Source organism: Saccharospirillum salsuginis (genome assembly GCF_014651855.1).
Classification (GTDB): Bacteria; Pseudomonadota; Gammaproteobacteria; order Pseudomonadales; family Natronospirillaceae; genus Saccharospirillum; species Saccharospirillum salsuginis.
The window spans coordinates 24,746-49,446 of record NZ_BMXR01000013.1 but is presented as its reverse complement, the minus strand read 5'-3'; the positions used below and the strand labels follow the sequence as shown (position 1 = coordinate 49,446).

General features: G+C 60.4%; 25 protein-coding genes. 8 read left to right on the top strand and 17 right to left on the bottom strand.

Features of this window, described 5'->3' with window-relative positions:
- Positions 1 to 87 precede the first annotated feature (87 nt).
- Both ygfZ and IE111_RS20635 read left to right on the top strand, forming a co-directional pair.
- Positions 88 to 987 (top strand): CAF17-like 4Fe-4S cluster assembly/insertion protein YgfZ, encoded by a 900-nt coding sequence (gene ygfZ, locus IE111_RS20640; protein WP_189612382.1) that lies wholly within the window; start codon positions 88 to 90, stop codon positions 985 to 987.
- A 90-nt stretch (positions 988 to 1,077) separates the two neighbouring features.
- On the top strand, positions 1,078 to 1,914 hold the full coding sequence (locus tag IE111_RS20635; protein WP_189612380.1) for an HDOD domain-containing protein: 837 nt from the start codon (positions 1,078 to 1,080) through the stop codon (positions 1,912 to 1,914).
- Position 1,915: 1 nt separating this feature from the next.
- Here the strand turns inward: IE111_RS20635 and IE111_RS20630 are convergent, their stop codons facing one another.
- Positions 1,916 to 2,170, bottom strand: coding sequence for a YkgJ family cysteine cluster protein (locus IE111_RS20630; RefSeq protein WP_189612378.1), 255 nt, complete (start codon positions 2,168 to 2,170; stop codon positions 1,916 to 1,918).
- Positions 2,171 to 2,297: 127 nt separating this feature from the next.
- Between IE111_RS20630 and IE111_RS20625 the strand changes: the two genes are divergently transcribed.
- Positions 2,298 to 3,065, top strand: a complete 768-nt coding sequence (locus IE111_RS20625; protein WP_189612377.1) for an alpha/beta fold hydrolase — start codon at positions 2,298 to 2,300, stop codon at positions 3,063 to 3,065.
- 215 nt (positions 3,066 to 3,280) lie between these two features.
- Here IE111_RS20625 and IE111_RS20620 read toward each other — a convergent pair whose 3' ends face one another.
- Together IE111_RS20620 and purL are read right to left on the bottom strand one after the other, a co-directional pair.
- Positions 3,281 to 3,631, bottom strand: a complete 351-nt coding sequence (locus IE111_RS20620) for a hypothetical protein (protein WP_189612375.1) — start codon at positions 3,629 to 3,631, stop codon at positions 3,281 to 3,283.
- Positions 3,631 to 7,548, bottom strand: a complete 3,918-nt coding sequence (gene purL / locus IE111_RS20615; protein WP_189612373.1) for a phosphoribosylformylglycinamidine synthase — start codon at positions 7,546 to 7,548, stop codon at positions 3,631 to 3,633. Before purL ends, IE111_RS20620 begins: the two co-directional genes overlap by 1 nt.
- A gap of 110 nt (positions 7,549 to 7,658) precedes the next feature.
- Here purL and mltF point away from each other — a divergent pair, with 110 nt between their 5' ends.
- On the top strand, positions 7,659 to 9,098 hold the full coding sequence (gene mltF, locus IE111_RS20610; protein WP_189612371.1) for a membrane-bound lytic murein transglycosylase MltF: 1,440 nt from the start codon (positions 7,659 to 7,661) through the stop codon (positions 9,096 to 9,098).
- Positions 9,099 to 9,262: 164 nt separating this feature from the next.
- Here the strand turns inward: mltF and IE111_RS20605 are convergent, their stop codons facing one another.
- The gene (locus IE111_RS20605; protein WP_189612369.1) at positions 9,263 to 10,144 is read right to left on the bottom strand and encodes a hypothetical protein; all 882 of its coding nucleotides are present in this window, start codon (positions 10,142 to 10,144) and stop codon (positions 9,263 to 9,265) included.
- Positions 10,144 to 10,998, bottom strand: coding sequence for a formyltetrahydrofolate deformylase (gene purU, locus IE111_RS20600; RefSeq protein WP_189612367.1), 855 nt, complete (start codon positions 10,996 to 10,998; stop codon positions 10,144 to 10,146). Before purU ends, IE111_RS20605 begins: the two co-directional genes overlap by 1 nt.
- Before the next feature lie 230 nt (positions 10,999 to 11,228).
- Between purU and dksA the strand changes: the two genes are divergently transcribed.
- Together dksA and IE111_RS20590 are read left to right on the top strand one after the other, a co-directional pair.
- Positions 11,229 to 11,636: an RNA polymerase-binding protein DksA gene (gene dksA, locus IE111_RS20595; RefSeq protein WP_189612365.1), complete on the top strand. Its 408-nt coding sequence runs from the start codon at positions 11,229 to 11,231 to the stop codon at positions 11,634 to 11,636.
- A gap of 141 nt (positions 11,637 to 11,777) precedes the next feature.
- On the top strand, positions 11,778 to 12,236 hold the full coding sequence (locus IE111_RS20590; RefSeq protein WP_189612363.1) for a hypothetical protein: 459 nt from the start codon (positions 11,778 to 11,780) through the stop codon (positions 12,234 to 12,236).
- Positions 12,237 to 12,284: 48 nt separating this feature from the next.
- On the opposite strand, the gene IE111_RS20585 is transcribed toward IE111_RS20590, so the two are convergent.
- Positions 12,285 to 12,647, bottom strand: a complete 363-nt coding sequence (locus IE111_RS20585; protein ID WP_189612361.1) for a response regulator — start codon at positions 12,645 to 12,647, stop codon at positions 12,285 to 12,287.
- A gap of 244 nt (positions 12,648 to 12,891) precedes the next feature.
- Here IE111_RS20585 and IE111_RS20580 point away from each other — a divergent pair, with 244 nt between their 5' ends.
- The gene (locus tag IE111_RS20580) at positions 12,892 to 13,284 is read left to right on the top strand and encodes a TetR/AcrR family transcriptional regulator (protein ID WP_189612359.1); all 393 of its coding nucleotides are present in this window, start codon (positions 12,892 to 12,894) and stop codon (positions 13,282 to 13,284) included.
- Here the strand turns inward: IE111_RS20580 and dinB are convergent.
- Together dinB and IE111_RS20570 are read right to left on the bottom strand one after the other, a co-directional pair.
- Complete coding sequence (dinB, locus tag IE111_RS20575; protein ID WP_229805460.1) at positions 13,225 to 14,343, bottom strand: DNA polymerase IV; 1,119 nt, start codon at positions 14,341 to 14,343, stop codon at positions 13,225 to 13,227. The genes IE111_RS20580 and dinB overlap by 60 nt on opposite strands.
- 123 nt (positions 14,344 to 14,466) lie before the next feature.
- Complete coding sequence (locus IE111_RS20570; RefSeq protein WP_189612355.1) at positions 14,467 to 14,646, bottom strand: hypothetical protein; 180 nt, start codon at positions 14,644 to 14,646, stop codon at positions 14,467 to 14,469.
- Positions 14,647 to 15,044: 398 nt separating this feature from the next.
- Between IE111_RS20570 and IE111_RS20565 the strand changes: the two genes are divergently transcribed.
- Complete coding sequence (locus IE111_RS20565) at positions 15,045 to 15,884, top strand: helix-turn-helix transcriptional regulator (protein WP_189612354.1); 840 nt, start codon at positions 15,045 to 15,047, stop codon at positions 15,882 to 15,884.
- 25 nt (positions 15,885 to 15,909) lie between these two features.
- Here the strand turns inward: IE111_RS20565 and lipA are convergent, their stop codons facing one another.
- From lipA to rlmH, 9 genes are all read right to left on the bottom strand, one after another.
- Positions 15,910 to 16,902: a lipoyl synthase gene (gene lipA, locus IE111_RS20560; RefSeq protein WP_189612351.1), complete on the bottom strand. Its 993-nt coding sequence runs from the start codon at positions 16,900 to 16,902 to the stop codon at positions 15,910 to 15,912.
- A 111-nt stretch (positions 16,903 to 17,013) separates the two neighbouring features.
- On the bottom strand, positions 17,014 to 17,667 hold the full coding sequence (lipB, locus tag IE111_RS20555; protein WP_189612350.1) for a lipoyl(octanoyl) transferase LipB: 654 nt from the start codon (positions 17,665 to 17,667) through the stop codon (positions 17,014 to 17,016).
- Positions 17,668 to 17,946: a YbeD family protein gene (locus IE111_RS20550; protein WP_194523975.1), complete on the bottom strand. Its 279-nt coding sequence runs from the start codon at positions 17,944 to 17,946 to the stop codon at positions 17,668 to 17,670. It abuts the gene before it with no gap.
- On the bottom strand, positions 17,946 to 19,052 hold the full coding sequence (locus IE111_RS20545) for a D-alanyl-D-alanine carboxypeptidase family protein (protein ID WP_189612564.1): 1,107 nt from the start codon (positions 19,050 to 19,052) through the stop codon (positions 17,946 to 17,948). The genes IE111_RS20550 and IE111_RS20545 overlap by 1 nt, the downstream gene beginning before the upstream one ends.
- A gap of 227 nt (positions 19,053 to 19,279) precedes the next feature.
- Entirely contained in the window at positions 19,280 to 20,080 is an 801-nt protein-coding gene (locus IE111_RS24755) for a septal ring lytic transglycosylase RlpA family protein (RefSeq protein WP_189612346.1), read from the bottom strand.
- Positions 20,077 to 21,078 (bottom strand): lytic murein transglycosylase B, encoded by a 1,002-nt coding sequence (gene mltB, locus IE111_RS20535; protein ID WP_189612344.1) that lies wholly within the window; start codon positions 21,076 to 21,078, stop codon positions 20,077 to 20,079. Before mltB ends, IE111_RS24755 begins: the two co-directional genes overlap by 4 nt.
- 64 nt (positions 21,079 to 21,142) lie before the next feature.
- Positions 21,143 to 22,276, bottom strand: coding sequence for a rod shape-determining protein RodA (gene rodA, locus IE111_RS20530; RefSeq protein ID WP_189612342.1), 1,134 nt, complete (start codon positions 22,274 to 22,276; stop codon positions 21,143 to 21,145).
- Positions 22,273 to 24,123: a penicillin-binding protein 2 gene (gene mrdA / locus IE111_RS20525; RefSeq protein WP_189612340.1), complete on the bottom strand. Its 1,851-nt coding sequence runs from the start codon at positions 24,121 to 24,123 to the stop codon at positions 22,273 to 22,275. Before mrdA ends, rodA begins: the two co-directional genes overlap by 4 nt.
- A 101-nt stretch (positions 24,124 to 24,224) precedes the next feature.
- Positions 24,225 to 24,692, bottom strand: coding sequence for a 23S rRNA (pseudouridine(1915)-N(3))-methyltransferase RlmH (rlmH, locus tag IE111_RS20520; RefSeq protein WP_189612338.1), 468 nt, complete (start codon positions 24,690 to 24,692; stop codon positions 24,225 to 24,227).
- Between the last annotated feature and the right edge of the window lie 9 nt (positions 24,693 to 24,701).

The window sequence follows — 24,701 nt, the reverse complement described above, 5'->3', positions numbered from 1 at the left end:
ACTCAACCTTTGGAGGTACCGCGGCCATTGAAGGCGACACGGTAGGCCGCATAGTGTAACAGTTAGCAACGAACAAGCCGAAATCTTATGAGCGATACGACATTTTATCCGTTGGACCATCTGTCCATTTTAAGCATTGCCGGCAGCGATGCGTTGAGCTTCCTCCAGGGTCAGGGAACCCAGGATTACAACCGACTGACCTCATCCGGTCCGAAACCCGGCGCCTTCTGCACACCCAAGGGGCGGGTCGTGGCCAACGTCTGGAACCTGCCGCTTGCGAGCGACCCGGCCGAAGTGAAACTGGTGATCAGCGCCTCGGCCAGTGAGGGGCTGCAGAAACACCTGAAGAAATACATACCGTTTTTCCGGGGCTCACGGTTGGCCGATGAACACCTGCATTACCATGGCCTGGGCGTGGTCGCGCCCAACACCGGCGAGGTACTGGATGACTGGTTCGGCGAAGGTGAACAGGGCGTGTGGCAGCGCGGCGGCCATTTCGCGTTTCAACTGCCGGACGGTCGGGCCCAGATATGGCTGAATGCCCGGGCCGATGACTATGAAGACCGGCTGGAGCGCGTCGAGGCGGCCACGGTCAAACCGAATGAAGCGTGGCAACGCCTGGACATCGAAGCTGGCTACGCCTGGGTCGGAGCGGACCATCAGGAACGCTTCGTACCGCAGATGCTGAACCTCGATCACCTGGACGGGATTTCGTTCAAGAAAGGCTGTTATACCGGCCAGGAAGTGGTGGCACGACTGCATTACAAGGGCCAGAGCAAGCGCGGCCTGAGCCGACTGGCCTGGTCCGGAAATACGCCTCCGGAAGGACCGAATCTCTTTACCGAAAAGGGCCAGGGCGGTGAATGGGTCAATTGGCAGGCCGGGGAAGACGGTGGCGTCGGGCTGGCCGTGATCAAGGATACCGAACACCCGCCCCGCCTCTTTCTCGACGAAGGCCGACGAGTCGAGCTCAAGGTGCTAGAATGAAGCCGAGTTCGTGAATCGCGAATGTGGAACGCCAGCCCACCTGTGGCGCGCGCGCCTATGCCTGGATGACATTAGGAAACCTCAGTACCCATGAGCACACTGGTCGAGACGGTCAAGCAAGACATCATCGATGCCCTGAACAACGATCAACTGGTTCTGCCCAGCCTGCCGGAAGTCGCCCTTCAGGTCCGCGAAACAGCGGAGGATCCCGAGGCGACCATCGCCGATCTGACGCAGATCATTAGCCGGGACGGCGCCCTCAGCGCGCGCATCATACGGGTGGTCAACAGCCCCCTGTTGCGCGCCCCCCAGGAGGTGCGGGACCTGGCCATGGCGGTCAGCCGACTGGGCATGAACTACACCTCCAACCTGGCCATCGGCCTGGCCATGGAGCAGATGTTCCAGGCGACAACGGACATGATCGACAAGCGCATGCGGCAGCTCTGGCGCCTGACCGGCCAGGTATCCGCCATGGCGTCGGTTCTGGCCCGCCACAGCGGCATCGCCAAACCGGATGAAGCCATCCTCGCCGCCCTGATCCACCGACTCGGCGCCCTGCCCATCCTCACTTACGCGGAAGAACGCGACGACCTGATTCAGGACAACATCACGCTCGGCCAGGTCATCGACCAACTGCACGGCGGTCTGGGCGGTGTCATTCTGGAAAAGTGGGATTTCCCGAGCAACCTGTGCCAGGTCCCCAGGGAATATCGCAAGTTCGACCGGGAACCGGACGAGGGCGACCTCACCGACCTGATCACCGTCGCCAACCTCATCGTGCTGGCGGACAGCACCAGTGGCTGGGCCCGGAAGGATTGGGAAGAAGTGACCGCCTTCGCACGCCTGCGCTTGCCGGCGGACCGCGAGGACCCCATCTTCGCCGAATTCACGGAAAAAGCCGCCGAAGCCCAGGCCGCCTTCCTGTAGTTCAGGGCCGGGAGGATTCTTCCAGGTCCGACAGGATGCGCAACGCTTCGAACCGGTCACGACCACAGTAGTCCGGCTCGGCCTGAAATCGTCCGCACGCGGCAGGTCGCTCCGGTAGGCCGAAGAGAGCACACCGGTAGTCCGCCAGCAGATGCACACAACGCACACCGGCCGGTTTGCCCTCGGGCATGCCGTAAAACGGGGTGTTGATGGACGGCGCGATGCAACAGGCACCACAGCCACTGCGGCATTCCATGTGAATCTCCGGATTATGGGGAGTGGGCCGGTTTGGGGGCTCGATGGCCCATCAGATACCTGCCGTTCGATGAAAAATGGTGGGCCATGCCCACCAAAGGGTAACCGATACAAGAGACAGCGACCAAATGTTACACAGCGATACCCTGGGCACCGGCCCCGATCTGATCATTCTGCATGGCCTGTTCGGCAGCGGCGACAACTGGCGCAGTATCGCCAAGGGTCTGTCCGAACACTACCGCGTCCACCTGCTGGATCTGCCCAACCATGGCCGCTCCCCCTGGATCGACCGGCAGAGCTACCCGGCGTTCGCCGAAGCCGTGATGGAATGGTTACGGGACAAGGGGATCGAACGCTATCACCTCATGGGACATTCGATGGGCGGCAAAGTCGCCATGCAGATGGCGCTTGGTGATCTGGGTGCGGGCATCGACCGCCTGATCGTCGTCGACATCGCCCCCCGGGCCTACCCGCCCCACCATCAGGACATCTTCGGCGCCCTCAACCGGATCGACCTGAGCCAGCACAAGGACCGCCGCAGTGTGGACGAAGCGTTGAAAGACGGCATCGAAACCGCCGGCATTCGCCAGTTCATCCTGAAAAGCCTGTACCGCAACGATAAGGGCGAACTGGCCTGGCGCTTCAACCTGAAGGCACTGCAGGACCAGTACGAGGACATCGCCGGCGAACCGGACTTCAAGGCTCCATTCGAAGGGCCGACATTGTTCATCAAGGGCATGAACAGTCAATACATCACCGCCGAAGACCAGCCCGCCATCCGCGACCGCTTTCCCAACGCCGAGGCCAAACTGATTGAAGGCGCCGGCCACTGGCCGCACGCGGAAAAGCCGGCGGCGTTCCAGCGTATTATTGAACGTTTTCTGGCGGGTGGTTAACTCGTAGCCAGGAATCCATTATTAAACACAGGTTTCGGTGTTTGCTTGCTGCAGGCTAGCCCCGGATTCCGGGCGGACTCATCAAGGGTGGTCCGCAGCATGGATGCTGCGGTCCAGGCCCCAAGGATGGGTTCACGCCGACCCTTGATGAGTTTGCCCGGAAGCCGGGGCGGGTTTCTGGCAATCAGTCTTCTGTTAACTCTGAAACTTGGGCACTAAAAAGTTCGTGAGCCACTTTGCTCCAGCTTGCTGATCTTGTGGCGCAGACGAATTTGCCCGGCTTCGTTAAGCCGGGCCTTGTCGTGTCGCGGGCGCAGACCGAATTGCTCGTACATCTCGATGCATTCCTGGCGCAGTTGTTCCAGATCCGGATCATGCCGAATCGGCATGTCCAGAAAGAACTGCCACTCCTGCTCGTTCGCTTCCCCTTCCAACAACTGAGTCAGCAGAGTCTGAACGGACTCCTGGGTCGGCCGGTAGACCGGCGCCTTGCCGAATACCATGGCCAGGGCGACACCGGCAACCACCAGGAGGGTAACGAGGAAGACAACCAGGAATTCCGCCATCAACCCACCCAGACGCGGGCGTTGCGGAACATGCGCAGCCAGGCGGCGTCTTCCAGCCAGTGATCCGGATGCCAGGAGTTGGTGACGGCCCGGAACACCCGCTCGGGGTGCGGCATCATCACGGTGACACGGCCATCGGCGCTGGTGAACCCGGTCAGGCCCGCAGGCGAGCCATTCGGGTTCTGCGGGTAGTGCTCGGTCGGCTGGCCATGGTTGTCGACATAGCGCAGGGCGATCAATTCACTGTTCAGCGCGCCGTCGAGATGCGCCTGGTCGCGGAATTCGGCCCGCCCTTCACCGTGGGCGACGGCGATCGGCATGCGCGAACCGGCCATACCGGCGAAGAAAATGGACGGCGATTCGGGGACCTCGACCATGACGGTCCGGGCTTCGAACTGTTCGGACTGGTTGCGCACAAAGTGCGGCCAGTGGTCGGTCCCGGGAATCAGGTCGCGCAGGTTGGACAGCATCTGACAGCCGTTGCACACACCCAGCGTGAAGGTCTGCGGGTCCGCGAAGAAGGCACGGAAGGCCTCGCGCACCGTCTCGTTGAAGCGAATCGTCTTCGCCCAACCCTCGCCGGCCCCCAGGACGTCACCGTAGGAGAACCCGCCGCAGGCCACCAGACCCCGGAAGTCGCTCAGGCGCACCCGTCCGCTGAGCAGATCGCTCATGTGTACGTCGACGGCGTCGAAACCGGCCCGGTCGAACGCGGCGGCCATCTCCACCTGTCCGTTCACGCCCTGCTCGCGCAAGATCGCGACGCTCGGCCGCTCGCTGCCCTCGATCACCAGCGACTCGGTGATATCCTTGCTTTCGTCGAAACTCAGGTCGACGTGCAGCCCCGGATCGTTCGCGTCCAGCCAGTGGTCGTACTCCTGGCGGGCGCAGTCTTCGTTGTCACGCAAGGCCTGGAGTCGATAACTGGTCTCGCTCCAGGCGCGCAGCAGGTCGGTCCGCGGTTTGACGTAGACTTCCTCGCCGTCGTCGATAAACCGCACGAAATCATCATCGTTGCAATGGCCGATCACGGCGCTGCAATCGCCCAGGCCCGCTGCGTTCAACTGCTGCAGCACTTCCTCGGTGTCGATCTGGCGGACCTGAATCACGGCGCCCAGTTCCTCGGCGAACAGCGCACCGGCCAGGTCATCCTGCTTGAAGCGGTCGACCTGGATATCGATGCCGGTACGGCCAGCGAAGGCCATCTCGCACAGGGTGGTGAACAGTCCGCCGTCGGAACGGTCGTGATAGGCCAACAGTTTGTCGTCGGCGACCAGGCCCTGCATGACCGCCCAGAAAGCTTTCAGATCCTCGGCGTCGTCAACATCGACCGGGACGTCACCGATTTTACGATAGACCTGCGCCAGAGCCGATCCACCCAGGCGGTTCTGGCCGCGACCGAGGTCGATCAGGATCAGGTCGGTGTCATCTTTGTCGGTGCGCAGCTGCGGGGTAACGGTTTTGCGCACGTCCAGCACCGGGGCGGCACCGGAGACGATCAGACTCAGCGGCGCGGTCACCGACTTCGCCTTGCCGTTGTCGTCCCAGGTGGTGCGCATGGACATGGAATCCTTGCCCACGGGGATGGTCAGGCCGAGTTCGGGGCAGAGTTCGAGGCCGACGGCCTTGACCGTGTCGTACAGGGCCTGGTCCTCGCCCGGATGACCGGCGGCGGCCATCCAGTTGGCGGACAGTCGTACCCGACCGATGTCACCGATGGAGACGGAGGCCAGGTTGGTCAACACTTCGGCGACGGCCAGCCGGCCGGAAGCGGGTGCGTTCAGCAACGCCACCGGCGTACGCTCGCCCATGGCCATGGCTTCGCCGGTATACCCTTCGAACCCGGTCGTGGTGACGGCGGCGTTGGCCACCGGTATCTGCCAGGGGCCGACCATCTGGTCGCGCGCCACCATACCGGTGATGGAACGGTCGCCAATGGTGATCAAGAAGCTCTTGCTGGCGACCGAGGGCAGCCGCAGCACACGTTCGACCGCCTCACTCAGGTCGATCCCCTTGGTGTTGAAGGTTTCACGTTCGAAGTCCTGACGGTCGAAGGCCCGCTCCATGCGCGGCGGCTTGCCAAGCAGGACATCGAGGGGCATATCGACGGCCCGGTTGCCGAAATGGCGGTCGTTCAGCACCAGTCGGCGATCATCGGTCGCCTCGCCGATAACGGCGAACGGGCAGCGCTCACGCTCACAAATGGCTTCGAATCGGGCCAGGTTGTCCGGCGTCACCGCCAGTACATAACGCTCCTGGCTCTCGTTGGACCAGACCGCCAGCGGCGACATGCCCGGTTCATCGTTCGGAATGTCGCGCAACTCGAACCGGCCACCGCGGCCGCCGTCATTGACCAGTTCCGGGAAGGCATTGGACAGGCCACCGGCACCGACATCATGGATGAAGGCGATGGGGTTGTCGGACCCGGCCTGCCAGCAGCGGTCGATCACCTCCTGACAACGACGTTCCATTTCCGGGTTGCCGCGCTGGACCGAGGCGAAATCCAGATCCTCGTTACCCTCCATGCTGTCCATGGAAGACGCGGCGCCGCCGCCCAGACCGATCTGCATCGCCGGTCCGCCGAGGACGATCAGGCGGGCGCCGACCGGGATGTTGTCCCAGGCCTTGTCGACATGGTCTTCACGGATGTTGCCATAGCCGCCGGCGATCATGATGGGCTTGTGATACCCGCGCATCTCGGTGCCATTGACACCCGGGGTGCTCAATTCAAAAGTGCGGAAATACCCCACCAGGTTCGGCCGCCCGAATTCATTGTTGAACGCCGCCGCGCCGATCGGGCCGTCGATCATGATGTCGAGCGCGGAGACAATGCGGCCCGGCCGACCGTACTGGCTTTCCCAGGGTTGAACATAGCCCGGAATGTTCAGGTCGGAGACAGTGAAGCCCGCCAGACCGGCCTTGGGCTTGCCGCCGGTGCCGGTCGCGCCTTCGTCGCGGATCTCGCCCCCGGCACCGGTTGCGGCACCGGCGAACGGTGCGATGGCGGTCGGGTGATTGTGGGTCTCGACCTTGAACAGAATGTGCACGTTTTCCGCGTGGTACCGGTACTGATGATCGCTGTCCGGGTAAAAACGGCCGGCCTGGAACCCTTCGATCACCGAGGCGTTGTCCTTATAGGCCGACAACACACCCAGGCTGTTGTGTTCGTAGGTGTTCTTGATCATCTTGAACAGCGACCAGGGCTGGGGTTCGCCGTCGATGGTCCAGCTGGCGTTGAAAATCTTGTGTCGGCAGTGTTCCGAATTGGCCTGGGCGAACATCATCAGTTCGACATCGGTCGGGTCCCGGTCCAGCGTCCGATAGGCCTCGACCAGATAGTCGACCTCGTCGTCGGCCAGGGCCAGACCCAGGGTCCGGTTGGCCTCGACCAGGGCGTCCCGGCCACCGCTCAGGACCGGTACCCGGGTCAGTTCGGCCGGCTCCTGTCTCGCGAAGAGGCTGTCGGCGTCCGGTTCGGTCAGCAACAGGGATTCGGTCATGCGGTCGTACAGGAGGCCGCCCAGTTGCTTCAATTGACGGTCGTCCAGATCGGTCTCGGTCCGCACCCAGTAACGGATGCCGCGCTCGAGCCGGTGAATCTGACCCAATCCGGCATTGTGGGCGATGTCGGTCGCCTTCGACGACCAGGGGGAAATGGTACCCAGGCGCGGGACCACCCAGAGGCTGCGCCCGTCCTCCGTCTCCCGTTCGGCGTTGGGACCATAGTGCAGCAACTGGTCCAACACCGACAGATCGGTATCGGTTAATGGGGCGTCGGCGTCGACGAAGTGCACGAACTCGGCGTACAGGTCGGTGATCTGCCCGGCGAGGGCTTTGTCGACCTGAGTACGCAGACGGTTCAGCATACGTTGGCGACGAAAGGGGGAAAGTGCAGGATTTCCACGGAGTGTCAGCATGACGGGATGGCCTGTTCCTGAGTGCGGGAAAAAATCGGCGCGTATGGTAGCCGAAAAGGCGTTAAAATGGCACCGTCATCCGTTGTTTATCCCGTCCTTGAGGTTTGTTTTTGTATTGGCGAAATCCCCTTCACATCGGGCTCCGCGTCCTGCTGACCACGCTGTTACTGGCGGGCCTGGGGCTGGTCGTCGCCCAGGGCTTCGAGTGGCACAGCCATTGGGACCGGATTCGCGACCGGGGAGTACTGACCGTCGCCCTGCGTGAAAGCGAGGGGGTTTACTGGCCGACCGACCAGCGCTACAGCGGCCTGGAAATGGAGTTATTGCAGAAACTGGGAGAGCGGCTGAATCTGCGGGTGCAGCTGTTTTCGGTCACCGAGACCCAGGATCTGTACCGGGCGCTGGCGTCCGGTGCGGTGGACATGGCGCTGCCCGGCACCACCACCGGCTATAACTCGACCGCATTCATGCCCGGCCTGCCCTATTTGATGTCGGACGTGGGGCTGGTCCGCTCGATGGCGGCTCGGAAACCGGAACTGGAACGTCAGCACATCGCCCTGCTCGACCCGGTCAACCACGACTGGCTGGCCCGGCGGTTGGCTTCCCGCCACCCCGGCTTGACCTTCGAAGGCCTGACCGGCGCCCCCACGGCGGAGCTGATGACGCGCATTGAACTTGACGAACTGGACATGGCCCTGATGGACGAGCGCGACTTCCGGGTACAGCGTCCGTTTTTCCCCGATCAACGCTTCGACACACTGACCGACCAGCCCCGACCGGTAAGCCCGCTGTTCCGCCAGAGCCGGGATCGCTCCCTGCTCAACCGGGTCAACGATGTGCTGCGCGAACTGCGAGCGTCCGGCCAGCTGGAACGCTTGCGCGACCGCCACCTCGGGCACACCGGCGATTTCGACTATGTCGGCACCCTGACCTTCGAGCGTCACATGCAAAGCCGGCTGCCGGACTTTCTGGATCTGTTCAAGGCCGAAGCCGAGGCGACCGGCATGGACTGGCGCTTGCTCGCGGCGGTCGCCTACCAGGAGAGCCACTGGCGAGCACGGGCGGTGTCTCCAACCGGGGTCAAGGGCATCATGATGGTGACATTGACCACAGCACGGGAAATGGGGATCGATAATCGCCTCGATCCGGCACAAAGCATCCGCGCGGGCAGTCGGTACCTGGACGGCTTACGCGAACGCATGCCGGAGCGCATTACCGAACCCGACCGGACCTGGATGGCCCTGGCCGCCTACAACGTCGGCTCCGGACATCTGGAAGACGCTCGCATCATCACCGAGAGCCAGGGCGACGACCCGGATGCCTGGATCGACGTGCGCAGCCACCTGCCCAAGCTGGCTCTCAAAGCCTGGTACCCCTGGACCAAACACGGCTACGCCCGCGGGCACGAACCCGTGGTTTATGTCGCCAACATTCGGCGCTATTACAATTTGCTTCGGCGGGCGTTTCCGGATGAAATTCGCGATGAGCGAGAGGGAGAATCACTGGACCAACTGCCCTTCCCGGGTTTGCCGGTGACACCGGGCCTGTAGGGTGGGCACAGTTAAGTAGGTTGGATTAGCCTAACAGGCGTAATCCAACATTACTGCGGCGTCGATGGCATGTGTGATGGCACTGTCGGATGTGTTGGATTACGCCCTTTGGGCTAATCCAACCTACAGCCCAGCCTGCAGAACAGGCCAGCGGTCGACCGTCATCAGAACTGCAACCGAAACCCGGTCTGCCAGGCCCAGTCGTCGCTTTCCGGCAGCCACCGCAACTCGGAGTAGTTCCGGATCGACTGGCTGAAACGCTGGTCGATCCCGAACGCCCAGTAGTCGGCATCCTCGACGGCATCGTTCCCGTACATCAGTTTGGACACAACACTGCCCTGGGTGTATTGCGTCAACAGGTCCCAGGCCAGGGTTTCGTCCCGGTACAGGTAACCACCGCCCAGTGACCAGACACCGCTGACCCAGAGCACGCTGGCCCCCCAGAGTCCGGCTTCCTGATCATCGCCGCGATAGGTCACCGACACCTGGCCTTCGGGTGTGTCGAGCCCGGTGGAGACCGCCCATTGCTCGATGGTCTTGTCGCTGTCTTCGTCGCCGATCTGCCATTCGGCCGAGATATACGCCAACTCACCGTTGGTGGCATCCAGCTGTAACGTCCGATCGAGAAAATCCGGCGCATGAGCGGCCCCGGCGATGCCGCGGTCGCCACTGCCGTTCATGACCGCCAGTCGGTCCACCAGATATCGCTGCTCCAGCGTCGCCAGGCGGCCGGCGCGTATCTGATACAGGCTTTGCTGCCATTCGAGAAACATCTGTCGCGTACCGGCCGCGGCGTCCTCATCGAGCGGATCGAGGCTGAACTGCCAGACACCGCGATAACGGCTATTGCCGCGCGGCTCGACGGCTTCGACACCGAGCCAGGAGTGCGGGGTTTGCAGTGTCCAGCGATTGTCGCCGCCGTCATGGGTCCGGTAAGTGCCTTGCACCTGCATATTGCCGGTGACCCGGGACTCCGCCGCCAGGGCCGAACCACAGACCAGCGGGAAGGTTATCAGCAGGCTGATTGTCGGGGTGTGCCGTTGCATCAGTTGAATACCACCGTCTTGTTGCCGTGAACCAGCACCCGGTCTTCCAGATGCCAGCGCAGCCCCCGTGCCAGTACGGATCGTTCGCAGTCCTTGCCGAGGCGCACCATGTCCTCGACCTGATCGCGATGCGACACCCGGATCACGTCCTGATCAATAATGGGTCCGGCATCCAGGTCGGCGGTCACGTAATGGCAGGTCGCCCCGATCAGTTTAACGCCACGCTCATGAGCCTGGTGATAAGGACGGGCACCGATAAAGGACGGCAGGAAGCTGTGATGAATGTTGATGATCCGGTACGGCCAGCGTTCGCACAGCGACTTGGGCAGAATTTGCATATAGCGGGCCAATACGATGGTATCGGCGTGCTGCTCTTCGATCAGTCGCTCGACTTCGGCGAAATGAACGGACTTGTCGCTCGCATCCACCGGAACGTGACAAAACGGGATGCCGTGCCATTCAACCAGGCTGCGCAGGTCGTCATGATTGGAGATCACACAGGGAATGTCGCAGTGCAGGTCACCGTTATGCCAGCGGTTGAGAATGTCGGCCAAACAGTGATTGTCCCGGCTGGCCATCAGGACCACCCTGGGCTTCACGCCCGTATCGGTCACGCGCCACTGCATGTTGAGATCCTCGGCGATCGGCGCGAACACCTCGGCCAACTTGTCGGCTCCGAACGGCAGCGAGCTGGCCTTGATTTCATTGCGCATGAAAAACCAACCCTGTTCCAGGTCGGCGTGATGGTTGGCTTCCATGATGCTGCCATTGTATTGGGCCAGAAAACTGCTGACACGGGCGACGATCCCGACCCTGTCCGGACAGGACATGACCAGGCGATAGACGCGTTCCATTGAGCGCTACTCCAAGGGCTTGAATTTACAGTAAAAAAGCTATTTTAACCGGATGGGGGATGATATATGATGTGCCCTCTTTTGACGATACTGGTTACGATTTGACCACGTCGCCGGGTGCGTCCCGCTTCAATGGAATTGCACAGGCGCAGGGTTCGGCTACGCTATTCTCGTATCGAACGCACTGCATTGAGCCGTAACACGCGACGAAACAGCACAGGAATCGCAATATGCTGACTGAAGAACAGTTGTTGGCAGCTCCTGAAGAGGAGTACATGAACGATGAACAACTGGAGTTTTTCCGGGAATTGCTGAAAGAGCAGGCCGAAGAAGTTCGTACTTCCTTGAAAGAAGCCCGGGAAACGCTGACAAAGTTCGAAAACGAACCCGACGAGCTGGACAAAGCCAGCATCGAGGAAGAGCGCCGAATGAACCTGCGCTTTCTGGATCGTCAAACCAAATTGCTGCCGAAGATCGAAGACGCCATCAAGCGGATCGACTCCGGCGACTTCGGCTACTGCGAAGTGACCGGCGAGCCGATCGGCGTCCGCCGTTTGCTGCTTCGGCCGACCGCCACACTCTGCGCCGAAGAGAAGCAGCGCCAGGAACGTCAGGAGCGCAACTTCCGCGACGCCTGACACTAACGGCTAAAAACACCGGTTGATCTAAAAAGCGCCTCAAGGCGCTTTTTTTGTGCCCGCGGAAAACACCCCACCCTCTGGCACAGAGCTTGCGACGTCCAACGTACGTTCTGATCATCATCGCTTGGAAACATCGTCATGAGCATTCAACTGTCCGGACTCGAACGCTACCAATCCCACCAGCAGCTCGGCCATACGGACGCCCCGCAACACAGCGAAAAAGCAGCCTCGGCCGGCGCCAGGGACACTACCGCGGACCTGCCCGAGGACGATGTCTCGCTCAGCGACGCCGTCGCCCTGATGGAGTGGATCGCTCACCAGGCCCCGGACCTCGAAGCGCCAACGGCCAGTGCACCGGCAAGCCTTGGCCGCCTGTCGGATCAATTACTCCGGTTCGATATGATCACCTTGCCGGAAGCCGGTCGACTGATGAGCCTGGCCGAGGGTTACGATGAGACCAGCACCGACACGCCCCTGTTTACACGCATCGGCGAACAACTCGAACAAAGCGAGCACTTTCAGCAAAAGCAGGAATGGCAGAAACTCGGGCGGCTGGTCAGTAATCTGGCCGCGGCCCAGATGCGGGGCTTTCAGTGAGGGAAGTACCCCGGTCGCTCACTGCGACCGGGATCTGTCGGGCAGGGTTCAGCCCAACAGCTTATCGACCAATCCCATCAACTCGGATTCATCGACCGGTTTCACCAGGAACCCCTTGGCACCCTGGCGTTCACCCCAGACCTTGTCGGTCGGCTGATCCTTGGTGGTGACAATGATGATGGGGATATGCTTGGTATCCGGGTCGTTGGTCAATTTACGGGTGGCCTGAAAGCCGTTCAACTCGGGCATGACCACATCCATCAGGATCAGGTCCGGCAGCGACTTCTTGGCCATGGCGACGCCGGTCGCGCCGTCTTCGGCGAAAATCGGGTCGTGGCCGTGTTTTTCCAGCATTTTCTTGAATTGGGTCACCTGACTGGGCGAATCGTCAATCACCAGGATGTTTGCCATGTACAATTCCTCATTGATGTTCGGGCGATACAGCCCTGTTCATTACAAAATCCCTACAGTATACCGGGCATTGTACCGACTCATATAGCGACCTTTAAGACAACTCTTTCAACTTCGGGACCTGAAATCGATTACAACCCAACCCTGACCCGGCCCGTTTACAAAACGACACGAACTTGACTTAGCAGCGAGCCCAAACCACTGCTAGATTTTAAAACGCTGTTTACTCGGAAGTGATCGTCTTATGATCAAGAAAGAAAGCATATTGGAATCTGCACGGAAGGTGCTTTCGGAACAGGGGATCGGCAAGCTCTCACTGCGGAAGATCGCGGCTGAGACCGGCTGCGCGGCCCCGTCCATCTACTATTACTTCCGCAACAAGCAAGAGATTGTTGCCGGTCTATGGGAAGCGATTGCCCCGGATTTGCTCAGACAGCTTGAATCCGCCGCGGATAAGGACCAAGCCTACCGAGAGTTTTGGCTGGCCCGGCCGGACGACTTCAAGTTGTTCATTACGCATTCGGAGTATTACCCCTATGTGTCTCAAACACCGGCCTATGACAACCTCAGGTCGGTGCTAGGCGACCGACTGCACGCCCTGAACGGTCGACTGATGGATCAGATTTTTACTCATTGACTCCTGTGCCGGCGGCTCGAACAGGGAGAGCTGCCGGTTTTCGTCCCCTTCGACAAACCGCACCCCCAAACCCAGCAACCGCACCGGTTCGCCCTGGCGACGCCAGGCCTCGCCCGCCAGTCGATTGAACGAGTCCAGCGTTAACGGCAACGCGCGTTCAACCGTGGTTTGATTGAAGTCCCGAAACCGCATTTTCAGAAACACCCGGTGAATGGCGGGCTGCACCCGCTTGCCAAGACGGCGCTGCAGCTCTTCGAACAACCGCGACAGGTGTTCCCGACAGTCATCCAGCCCCGCCAGATCGGTATCAAAGGTGTGTTCGACGCTCAGTGATTTCCGGACCCGTTCGGTCTTGACCGGCCTGTCGTCGATGCCGCGCGCCAACTGGTAGAGGCGAGGCCCGAATCGACCAAAGCGCTCAATCAGTTCGGCCATGCTCGCCGCTTGCAGGTCGCCACAGTTTCGATACCCCAGGGCATGCAACCGTTCAGCGGTTTTCTGACCGACACCGAACAGACGATCGACCGGCAACTGATGAACGAATTCATCAATCCGCCCCGGCGGGATCACGCATAATCCATCCGGCTTGTTCCAGTCGGATGCGATCTTGGCCAGGTACTTATTGGGCGCGACACCGGCCGAGACGGTGATACCCACCTCACGGGCGATTTCGGCGCGCAGGTGCCGCGCCAGCAGCGTGGCACTGCCTTGGGCGAAGTCCGATTCGGATACATCGAGATAAGCCTCATCCAGAGACAAAGGCTCGATTCGATCGGTATACCGTTCGAAGATATCCCGAATCTGCCGGGACACGGCCCGATACACATCGAAACGGGACGGCTGAATGATCAGGGACGGGCACAGACTCAGCGCCCTTCGTGTCGGCATGGCCGAGCGCACACCATAGCGGCGCGCTTCGTAATTACAGGTTGACAGTACCCCCCTGGGGCCACGGCCACCCACCGCCACCGGATGATCACGCAATTGCGGAAAATCGCGCATTTCCAGTGCCGCGTAGTAGCAATCGCAATCGATGTGGATGATTTTTCGAACCGTCATGCGCTCTGCCATCGGGGTTGGGAGCCGGATTCGGTATCGGAATGAAGACCGGCTCACGGTCTGTGCACAGCCCATAAAATACTGTATATACAAACAGCCTTCAAGTGTGGGTCCCACTTCGGATCAATGAGTACGCTCACGACCCATGCATCGGGCCTCCAGGCACCAGCAGAAAGCCAAACTGGCAAAAACGGCTATACTGCGCGACAGAACATTGAAGACATTGACGGTCGTTTCGTCCAGACCATGGAAGAACAACAGTGTGAACAGGATGGCATGCATGAAACGAAGGGTAATGGTCATCGTATTTCCCGGTAGCTGGCCCCTTAGCGGGTTTAATAGCGCCTGGAAATGGAGGGGGAGCCGTCTGGACCCCGAGACCGTTCTTCCCCGAGCCGGAGACCTGGGTCTCGCGGGGGTTCCCCGAAAATGCTCGCCTCTTGCGAGGCGAGTAAGGGGACGGGAAGACATTCCTTCAACGGCCGCGCTCTCGCCCTGACTGCCAGCCACCTGCTTGAGGTGGTGTGCCTTGCCTTGGCTCGAACCATTGCCCTTTGGCAGCAGTCAGCGATGAGACAGCAAAGAGGTATCACATCCCTGTGATTGCGCCAGAACTCCCTTCAGCGCGCAAGAGCTATTCTGCAGTGACACTGGATGATGATACAGTCACAAAGGTAACCAAATTGACTCGGGAAATCGTCATGTTTGTACCTCATCCCTCTCCCACGGAGGTATTCAGCAGTCAGGAGGCGGCTACACCCGACTTCAACGTCATCGAACAGGGACTGGCGGAACAAGTGGGGCAGAATCTTCGGGTGGTGCGCAGCCGCCTCGGCTTCAGCCAACAGTTGTTGGCCGAACGCATTGGCGTTTCCCTGAGCCAGTACCGTAAATACGAGAGCGGCAAGGACCTGCCCCGCCTGCATTCCGCCCTGCTGTGGTCGATCGAGACCGGCATTCCCACGCATTGGCTGTTCAGCGGCACCGGCTATCAACGCTGGCTCAACGTGCCCTTCCGACCGGCCTGGATTCCCATCCTGTCGTTTGCCAACGACGCGCCGGACTGGGCCCTGCAGTCGCTCCAGGCGGCGTTGACGGGCATGCTGGGGTGTTACGAGGAGACCGAGCCCCTGCACAGCCTCCTGGACGATCGCAAGAACATCAGCCGTCAAATTTTCCAGGAAGAGTACTATCAGGCGGTTTCGGAGAAGCTGCGGCTGTTCCGGGTGCGGTTGGGCATGTCCCAGGACGATGCCGCCCGGGTCATGGGCATTTCGACCGAAGCTTTTCGCCGCTACGAGACGCCGACCCGCTGTACGCACTTCAGCATCAACATGATCATGCGCTTCTGGGTGGCGACCGAGACCAATCCGATCGAATTGTCGAGTGATACGCCGGTGTTCAAGTATCGATTGAAGCAGCGCCGCAACTTCGGCATTTTACTGCCACTGCTGGAACAACTGAGCCGGGAACAGCTCGATCAGCTCAATACGTTACTGGACGTGGTGATGGGTATGGCGGGGGATAAGCGGGCCGACTGAGCGGCCCCCTTCGAGTCGGGTGGGCTCAACCCAGCCCGACGTTGTTTTTTTCCAATACCTGTTCGGCCCGATAGCTGGACCGGACAAAGGCGCCGGAGACGACTTCGAGAAACCCCTTCTCAAGGCCCCAGTCGCGGTACTTCTGGAATTCTTCCGGCGTTACATAGCGCTCCACCGGCAGGTGGTTGATCGACGGCTGCAGGTATTGGCCGAAGGTCAGAATGTCCACACCGGCCTCACGCAGATCGTCCATCGCTTCCAGAATCTCGTCCTCGGTCTCGCCGAGCCCCAGCATGATGCTGGTCTTGGTCAACACGTCCGGCTTGTACCGTTTGGCGTGCGCCAGCACGGCGAGTGTCTGTTCATAGCTCGCTCGCGGATCCCGCACCGGATGAGTCAGGCGTTTCACCGTCTCGACGTTCTGGGCGAACACTTCGATGCCGGAATCGACCACTGTCTCGACGTCTTCCGGTTTGCCCTGGAAGTCCGGTGTCAGCGCCTCGACGGCGGTTTCCGGATTGACTTCCTTGACGCGACGTACCGTGGCCGCATAGTGACCGGCGCCACCGTCTTCCAGATCATCGCGATTGACCGATGTCAGCACCAGATACTTGAGCCCCATCAATTCGACCGAACGGGCCGTGTTTTCAGCCTCTTCCTCGTCCAGCCAGCCGCGCGGGTTGCCGGTGTTGACCGCACAAAAACGGCAGGCCCGGGTGCAGACGTCACCCATCAGCATGATGGTTGCGGTGCCGGCACTCCAGCATTCACCGATGTTGGGACACATGGCTTCTTCGCAGACGGTGCTGAGCCGATGCTCGTGAACGATGCCCTTCACTTTCTCGTATTCCGGTCCGCTGGACAGCTTGATGCGCAACCAGTCCGGCTTGCGCGCGGTGTTGCGGCGGGCGTCCTTGTGGGCCTTGATGCCGTTTTTGATGGCGGTAAAGCCATGCTCGGTCACGTATTTGGAACCGCTGTCGACCTGAACGACAGGAATACGATTGGATTCGCTCATAGAGTTTCGACCGTCGTTATGCGAAAAGTGGGGCAATGATACCAAGGCGGCGGTCGGTTCGCGAATGAACCGGGCCTAAAAACACTGACACGGATCAGTCCCCGGGCCGGTTCAGGCCGCGCCTTGCAAGGGTTTCGTGGTCCACTGCGGCGTCACATGCAACGCTTCGCAGAAATGCCGGACCCATTGGCGCTTGACCGCCGCCATCTCGACCGGACCGACATGATCGGCCATCTGGGTCATTCGCATGCCCTGATAGCCACACGGATTGATGCGACCGAAGGGTTCCAGGTCCATGTCGACATTCAAGGCCAGCCCGTGATAACTGCAGCCCCGTTTGATGCGCAACCCCAGTGAGCAGATCTTTTGCTCGCCGACATACACACCGGGGGCGTCCGGGCGCGGCTGTGAGGCCAGGCCATAGTCGTTCAGGACCGCCACGATACTGTCTTCGATGCTGGAGACGAAGCGCCGGACATCGCTACCGGCACGACGGATATCGATCAGGACGTAGGCGACGAACTGACCGGGGCCATGGTAGGTCACCTGTCCGCCGCGATCGACCTGCACCACCGGGATATCACCCGGGCTCAGCAGATGCTCGGCCTTGCCGGCCTGCCCCTGGGTAAACACCCGATCGTGTTCGACCAGCCAGATTTCGTCGTCCGCCTCCGGGCCACGCTGCTCCGTGTAACCTTGCATGGCCTGCCAGGTGGCCCGATAGTCCACCCGGCCGAGATCACGAACAGTGATCGAACCAGCCATTCACAGCACCATCCGAATACGGTCGTCCGCCTTCAGTTCCTGATGCAGATCGCTCAGGTGCTCCTCGCGCTCGATGCGCATATACACGGTCAGGCTTTCGAAGCGCCCATTGCGACTGGGAGTGACCCGAAAGGAGTCTTCGCTCAGGGTCGCGTCATACCGCACCAGAACGGCGTGCACGAAAGCGCGAAACCCTGGCCCGGTATCGCCGACGACCTTGATCATGTAGTCGTCGCACGGAAATTCGATTTTTGGCGGTTGTTGCTCAGCCACGGTCATCAATTGCCATTAAAGAGGTTGAAGAAAAACAGCAGGATATAGTCCCAGATGCGCTTGAAGAAACCGGCCTGCTCGATCGGTTCCAGAGCCAGCAGCGGCCGGCGGGTCACTTCCTCGTCACCCTGCCGCACCAGCAGTTCGCCCAGAACCTGTCCCTTTTCAATGGGGGCTTTCAACACGGGTTCAATGTTCAGAACCGTGCTCAGGTCGCCCTCGGCGCCTCGGGCGATGGTCAACTTGAGGTCCTCTTCCAGTCCGAGACGCACCTGCTCACTGTTACCGGCCCAGACACGGGCGGTGTAGAGCGCTTCGTCGCCACTGTGCACCTTGGCGGTCTGGAAATAGCGGAAACCGTAGGTCAGCAGTTTCTGCGTCTCCTGCGCGCGCGCCTCTTCCGAGCTGGTGCCCATCACCACACTGATCAGCCGCATGCCGTCCTGCTCGGCCGACGCGGCCAGGCAGTAACCCGCTTCCTCGGTGTGGCCGGTTTTCAATCCGTCAACCGCCGGGTTGCGCCCCAGCAGGGAGTTCCGGTTGGCCTGGGTAATGCCGTTGTAGGTGAAGCTGCGCTCGGCGTAGATGGGATAGAACTCGGCGTTGTCCTGAATGATGTGCCGCGCCAGGATGGCCAGGTCCTCGGCGGAGGTATAGTGATTGTCCGCCGGCAGGCCGGTGGCGTTGGCATACTGGGTGTTTTCCATATTCAGACGTTCGGCGTAGGTGTTCATCATCTGCGCGAACATGTCTTCGCTGCCGGCGATGTGTTCGGCCATGGCCACCGAGGCATCGTTGCCCGATTGCACGATGATGCCGCGCAACAGGTCTTCGATACTGACCATTTTGCCTTCCTGGATAAACATGCGCGAACCGCCGGTTTTCCAGGCCTTGACGCTGATCAGGGTTTCGTCCTGCAGACCGATCCGACCTTCCAGAATCTCGCGCTCGGCGATGTAACTGGTCATCAATTTGGTCAGGCTGGCCGGCGGGAGTCGTTCATCGGCGTTTTCGGACACCAGCACCTGTCCGGTTTCGGCATCCATCAGAATATAGGAACTCGCCGCCAATTGAGGCGCCGCCGGAATGATGGGTTCGGCGGCCAGGGGCATCGACAGGCTGGCGACAACGGTGATGCAAACGGCGAACAGACGGGAACAGGACACGCGAAAACGATGATTCAACACAACTCACTACCTTTATAACGGTGCAGGATAACGGTTTACCTCCCGACGGCTGGATCGGGATTCTGATCGAAAGCGGACATTGTACCAAGGCACCGTGAAATATCACGCATGCGGTCAATCGCCCTGTGTAAGCAAACCGAAAGCGTAAACGGTCAGTTGGACACCACCAGCAACGGCTTGCCCAATTCATCGCTGGTCAAGGCGCGCTGCAGTTCAATTGCCTTGTCGTACTGAACCGGTCCGATTCGCACCCGATAAAAGTCGCCTTGCTGGACTCGCACCCGTTCATCGATCTGACCGGCGATCTGGTCCCGCAACGCTTTGGCGCTGTTGCGCTGGCTGAAGGCACCCAGTTGCACGAAATACACCGGCTGGTCCAGCTCCTGGCCCTGTAGCGCTTCGACCCGCACACGAGCGGTCCCCTTGTGCACGAAATCCAGTTTGACGGCGGCGGCATAGGACAGGTCGATCACCCGGCCCGGGTGGAAAGGACCGCGATCGTTCACTCGGGCGACAATGCTGATTCCATTTTCCAGATTGGTGACCCGGACCCAGGTCGGCAACGGCAATGTCTTGTGCGCAGCGCTGATTTTGTACATGTCGAACACCTCGCCGTTGGACGTGGTGTGACCGTGGAATTTGGCGCCGTACCAGGAGGCCAGCCCTTCCTCGCGATAACGCTCGGCACTGGCCAGGATATGATACTGCCGGCCATTGACGGTATAGGGGCTGGCGTTGCCGTGCTTGCTGAGCGGTTCCTTGCGCGGTGTCGGTTCACTGACCTGGTCCGCGTCGATGTGCTGATCCGGCCCGCGATCCTGCGAGATGCTGTAGCGGCCGGCGTTGGCGGTGCCGGCACCGCCGGTGTCGTGTGCCACATACTGGCTGGAACAGGCACCGACAAGCCACAGGGTGGCCCCCAACAGGGGCCAACAACGAGACTGTAGGGTCATCCGGCTTCCTCTTGCTGAGACCGACGTAATTCCTCGGCGAGTTGGTAAACCGCCATAGTGTAACTGATGGAGCGATTGTACCGGGATATGACCCAAAAGTTACGGTATCCGAGCCAATATTCGGCACCGACTTCTCCGTCCAGTCGAATCGGGTGGACCTGGGCATCCGGTGCCGCCGACTGAATCGGGTCCCAGCCTTTTTGCATGACGCTCTCCAGAGTCTGATCCCGATCGAAGCTGTTCAACTTGACCGATTGAAAGTCGCCGTCGACATGGGCGCGCGTGGCGATGGGTTCATCCTCGCGCCAGCCGTGCTCGCCCAGGTAATTGGCGACCGAGCCAATGGCATCGATGGGATCGTTCCAGATGTCGATGTCACCGTCCTCGTCCAGATCGATCGCATAGGCGAGGTAACTGCTCGGCATGAACTGGGGGTGCCCCATGGCACCGGCATAGGAACCCTTGACCGTGAGCGGATCGAACGACTGATCGCGGCTGATGCGCAGGAAATTCACCAGTTCCCGTTGAAAGTAACCGGCTCGCCGGCCTTCGGTCACGGCCAGGGTGCCCAGGGCGTCGAAGGTTCGATGACGACCGAGATAACCGCCGAAACGCGTTTCGACGCCGAGCACGGCGGCAATAACGGAACGGCGCACGCCGGTTCGCTGCTCGGCTTTCGCCAGCCAATCGGCTTGCTCACGCATGAATGCCTTGCCGTTGTTCACCGTTTGCTCGGAGATGAACATCGGCCGGTATTCCCGATAGGTTTTGGTCGTCTCCGCCGGTTTGGCCAGGTTCTCGACATTGCGGGCGATGTACTCGCCTTCGGCGAACAGGGCCTCCATTTCGGCCCGATCAAACTGGTGTTCATTGACCAGGGTGTCGATCACGTCCTGGGCGAGGGGATAGTCCAACAGGGATTGGGACTGGGTTTCGGCATGGAGGGAGGGGCCGAGCAGGGCTCCGACCAGGCACAAACGACCGAGTGATTTAAACATCGATACTCCTGTTTGTTGTTCTGGATGAAACGATGACGCTGAATTCGGTACATTCCCGCGACCTTCAGGTGCGCGGGTGGGTGCTGATGGACATAAGAATGCCAAAGCTGGTCAGCAGGGTCACGATCGAGGTTCCGCCGTAACTGACCAACGGCAAGGGTACACCGACGACCGGCAGGATACCGCTGACCATGCCTACATTTACAAAGACATAAATAAAAAAGGTCAGAGTGAGACTGCCGGCCAACAAACGGCAAAAATTATCCCGGCCACGCACGGCGATCAACATGCCGCGCAGCACAATCAAGGCATAGGCGGCCAGCAACACGGCCGCGCCTACAAAACCGAATTCCTCTCCGAGAACAGCGATGATGAAGTCGGTATGACTTTCCGGCAGAAAATCGAGCTGGGATTGCGTGCCCTGCATGAAACCTTTTCCCTGCAGGCCGCCCGAGCCGATGGCTGTCATCGATTGGATGATGTTCCAGCCGGCGCCAAGTGGATCGGAACTGGGATCGAACAGCGTCAACACCCGCTGTTTCTGGTAGTCGTGCATGACGAAAATCCACATCAGCGGCAACATGGACACAGCCAACATGGCGAAACTGACGATCAACTTCCAGCTCAGCCCGGCCAGGAAAATCACGAAAATCCCCGACGCGGCGATCAGCAATGAAGTGCCCAGATCCGGCTGTCGAACAATCAGCGCCACGGGAATCAGGAGCAGAAACAGGGAGACAGCCAGGTGCCGGTGTCGCGGTGGCACGCCGTATCGCGACAGGTACCAGGCCAGCATTACCGGCACGGCCAGCTTCATGATTTCCGACGGCTGAAACCGAACCACGCCCGGTATGGTGAGCCAGCGCTGGGCCCCTTTGGCATCCGTTCCGGTAACCAGAACCGCGACCAACAGGGCGACGCCGAGCGCGAATACCGCCCCGCCCCACTGCTGAAACAAGCGGGGATCCAGCTGTGCCACGACGATCATGGCGAGAAAACCGACGCCGAATCGCACCATTTGGCGCTGGACGGCGCCCCAGTCACCGCTGGAAGCACTGTACAACACAAACAAACCGCCAATGCAGACGCCCAACAACGCCAACAGCAAAAACGGGTCGATGTGAATGCGAACCCACAGGCTGGTTCTTCGCCCCATTCCACTGTCAGGCAATTGCCGCACGTATTCCGTGAATCTCATCGACGGTCCTCGCGCAACAGATAATCGTCCATCAGGGCCCGGGCGATCGGCGCGGCGACACCACTGCCGCCGCCGCCGTTTTCCACCAGCACGGCGATGGCGATTTTCGGATTCTCAAGCGGCGCGAACGACAGGAACCAGGCATGGTCCTTGAAGCGATCCGGCACATCTTCGACCGGCTCGCCGTCTTCGTCCCGTTCGATGGCGATCACCTGCGCCGTGCCGGACTTGCCGGCGAAGTCATAAGGGGCGTCGTAACCCGACCCGCGAGCGGTCCCCCGATTGCTCTGCACAACCTCCTGCATGGCGTTGTGCATGCGATCCCAATTGCGGTCGTTGTTCAGGTGGACGTCCGGTGGCGGTTCGGGAATGGTCTCCAGCAAGGCTTCGTTATTGCTGTGCATCAGCAGGCGGGGCGTCACCCACTCCCCCCGATTGGCCATCACCGCCGTGGCGATAGCCACCTGCATCGGGGTCGCCAGAAAATAGCCCTGTCCGATACTGAGGTTGATGGTGTCGCCGGCGTACCAGGAAAAACCGTGCCGATCCTTCTTCCATTCACGGCTCGGGTTGATACCGGCCGAGGCGTTATAGACATCGGCTGTGGTGACCTTGCCGAAGCCGAACTGGTCGAGAATGTTGTGAATGGCCTCCAACTTCATTTTGTAGGCCAGTTCATAGAAATAGACGTCGCAGGATTCGGCCACGGCGGTGGTCATATTGACGCGGCCATGGCCACCGCGCTTCCAGTCGTTGTAGATGCGATCATCGGTCGGCAACTGATACCAGCCGTAATCCCGAATGCTGTAGTCCCAGGTCACGAACCCCTGGTCCACGCCCGCCAGCCCGATAAAGGGCTTGATGGTGGAGGCGGCCGGATACTGGCCACGAATGGCACGATTGAGAAACGGGTTCTCGCCGGAATCGCGCAATTCATTGTAGAGGCTCGATGGAAAGCCGGAGACATAGAGGTTGGGGTCGAACCCCGGTTGACTGACCATGGCCAGAATGCCGCCGGTCTCCGGCTCGATCGCCACAACCGAACCACGCCTGTTGCCCAACAGTTCAACGGCTTTTTCCTGCAACTGTCGGTCGAGGTACAGGTGCAGATTGGCCCCGGGCTCGGGGGCTTCCTTTTCGATAACCCGGAGGATTCGGCCCCGGGCGTTGGTTTCCACACGTTGAAAACCGGGCTGTCCCAGAAGAGCATTCTCGTACTGTCGCTCCACACCCTGCTTGCCGATAAACCGGGTGCCGGCATAGCGACCCTGATCCTTCATGTCCCGAAGCTCTTGTTCATTGATGCGTCCGACATAGCCGAGGACATGGGCGAAAGCGTCGTCAAAGGGATACTGCCGTATCAGTTCCGCCTCCACCTGAACCCCTTCCAAAAACACCCGGTTGGCGGCCATGATGGCGATTTCCTCTTCGCTCAGTTTCAACTTGAGCGGAATCGGTTCGAACGGTCGACGGTAGTTGGACAGGCGCTGGAAGAAACGCTCCTTGTGCTCATCCGTCAAGGTGATCAGTTGGCTGACTTCCCGCACCAGGGTTTCGATATCGTCAGCCCGTTCGGCCACGATGCTGAGGGTATAGCTGGGTTGATTGCGCGCCAGCAGTTCTCCGTTTCGATCGTAGATCAGCCCGCGGATGGGCGGGATGGGCAATACTTCCAGGCGATTTTTTTCCGATTGGGCTTCGTGGCGTTCGTTTTCCAGAACCTGCAGAAAGAACAACCGTGTGACCAGAATCGCCAGCAGCAAAAAAATACCGATGAAGGCCGCCGTCATTCGGCTCAGAAACAAACGGCGTTCCTGTTCCCGATTATCAAGCGAGCTGTTCAACATGGTGGGATTTGACTCTTTACGAAATGGTCAGAGGAAACCACAAATCGCGGCCGATTGGCAGCCGGGTTTACCGAAACAATACAGGTTGCCACCATTACCGCCTATTTATGGTAGGGGTGATGCTGGGTGATGGTCCAGGCGCGATACAGCTGTTCGGCCAGCAACACCCGCACCAGCGGATGGGGCAGGGTCAGGTTGGACAAACACCAGCGCTGATCCGCCCGGGCCAAGCATCGCGGGTCCAGCCCATCCGGCCCGCCGATCAGTAAACTGACGTCCTGGGAGTCGAGCCGCCATTGCGTCAGCTGCCGGGCCAGGTCCGGAGTGGACCAGGCCTTGCCGGACAGATCCAGCGCCACCACCCGCTCATTCGGGCGCAGGGCCGCCAACATGGCGTCACCTTCCCGCGCGATCGCCCGGTCGATATCGGCGTTCTTGCCACGAGCCCCCAATGGCAGGGGCACGAACTCAATCGGCAGATCGCGTGGCATGCGCTTGGTATATTCGACAACCGCCTCATCGACCCAGGCGGGCATTTTCGGACCGATGGCCAGAACTCGCAGTTTCACGACAACCAC

Excerpts from the sequence above, each read along its gene's own strand:
- ygfZ (WP_189612382.1), top strand. The coding sequence starts at position 88 with ATGAGCGATACGACATTTTATCCGTTGGACCATCTGTCCATTTTAAGC.
- IE111_RS20635 (WP_189612380.1), top strand. The coding sequence starts at position 1,078 with ATGAGCACACTGGTCGAGACGGTCAAGCAAGACATCATCGATGCCCTG.
- IE111_RS20630 (WP_189612378.1), bottom strand. The coding sequence starts at position 2,170 with ATGGAATGCCGCAGTGGCTGTGGTGCCTGTTGCATCGCGCCGTCCATC.
- IE111_RS20625 (WP_189612377.1), top strand. The coding sequence starts at position 2,298 with ATGTTACACAGCGATACCCTGGGCACCGGCCCCGATCTGATCATTCTG.
- IE111_RS20620 (WP_189612375.1), bottom strand. The coding sequence starts at position 3,631 with ATGGCGGAATTCCTGGTTGTCTTCCTCGTTACCCTCCTGGTGGTTGCC.
- purL (WP_189612373.1), bottom strand. The coding sequence starts at position 7,548 with ATGCTGACACTCCGTGGAAATCCTGCACTTTCCCCCTTTCGTCGCCAA.
- IE111_RS20605 (WP_189612369.1), bottom strand. The coding sequence starts at position 10,144 with ATGCAACGGCACACCCCGACAATCAGCCTGCTGATAACCTTCCCGCTG.
- purU (WP_189612367.1), bottom strand. The coding sequence starts at position 10,998 with ATGGAACGCGTCTATCGCCTGGTCATGTCCTGTCCGGACAGGGTCGGG.
- dksA (WP_189612365.1), top strand. The coding sequence starts at position 11,229 with ATGCTGACTGAAGAACAGTTGTTGGCAGCTCCTGAAGAGGAGTACATG.
- IE111_RS20590 (WP_189612363.1), top strand. The coding sequence starts at position 11,778 with ATGAGCATTCAACTGTCCGGACTCGAACGCTACCAATCCCACCAGCAG.
- IE111_RS20585 (WP_189612361.1), bottom strand. The coding sequence starts at position 12,647 with ATGGCAAACATCCTGGTGATTGACGATTCGCCCAGTCAGGTGACCCAA.
- IE111_RS20580 (WP_189612359.1), top strand. The coding sequence starts at position 12,892 with ATGATCAAGAAAGAAAGCATATTGGAATCTGCACGGAAGGTGCTTTCG.
- dinB (WP_229805460.1), bottom strand. The coding sequence starts at position 14,343 with ATGACGGTTCGAAAAATCATCCACATCGATTGCGATTGCTACTACGCG.
- IE111_RS20570 (WP_189612355.1), bottom strand. The coding sequence starts at position 14,646 with ATGACCATTACCCTTCGTTTCATGCATGCCATCCTGTTCACACTGTTG.
- IE111_RS20565 (WP_189612354.1), top strand. The coding sequence starts at position 15,045 with ATGTTTGTACCTCATCCCTCTCCCACGGAGGTATTCAGCAGTCAGGAG.
- lipA (WP_189612351.1), bottom strand. The coding sequence starts at position 16,902 with ATGAGCGAATCCAATCGTATTCCTGTCGTTCAGGTCGACAGCGGTTCC.
- lipB (WP_189612350.1), bottom strand. The coding sequence starts at position 17,667 with ATGGCTGGTTCGATCACTGTTCGTGATCTCGGCCGGGTGGACTATCGG.
- IE111_RS20550 (WP_194523975.1), bottom strand. The coding sequence starts at position 17,946 with ATGACCGTGGCTGAGCAACAACCGCCAAAAATCGAATTTCCGTGCGAC.
- IE111_RS20545 (WP_189612564.1), bottom strand. The coding sequence starts at position 19,052 with ATGCCCCTGGCCGCCGAACCCATCATTCCGGCGGCGCCTCAATTGGCG.
- IE111_RS24755 (WP_189612346.1), bottom strand. The coding sequence starts at position 20,080 with ATGACCCTACAGTCTCGTTGTTGGCCCCTGTTGGGGGCCACCCTGTGG.
- mltB (WP_189612344.1), bottom strand. The coding sequence starts at position 21,078 with ATGTTTAAATCACTCGGTCGTTTGTGCCTGGTCGGAGCCCTGCTCGGC.
- rodA (WP_189612342.1), bottom strand. The coding sequence starts at position 22,276 with ATGAGATTCACGGAATACGTGCGGCAATTGCCTGACAGTGGAATGGGG.
- mrdA (WP_189612340.1), bottom strand. The coding sequence starts at position 24,123 with ATGTTGAACAGCTCGCTTGATAATCGGGAACAGGAACGCCGTTTGTTT.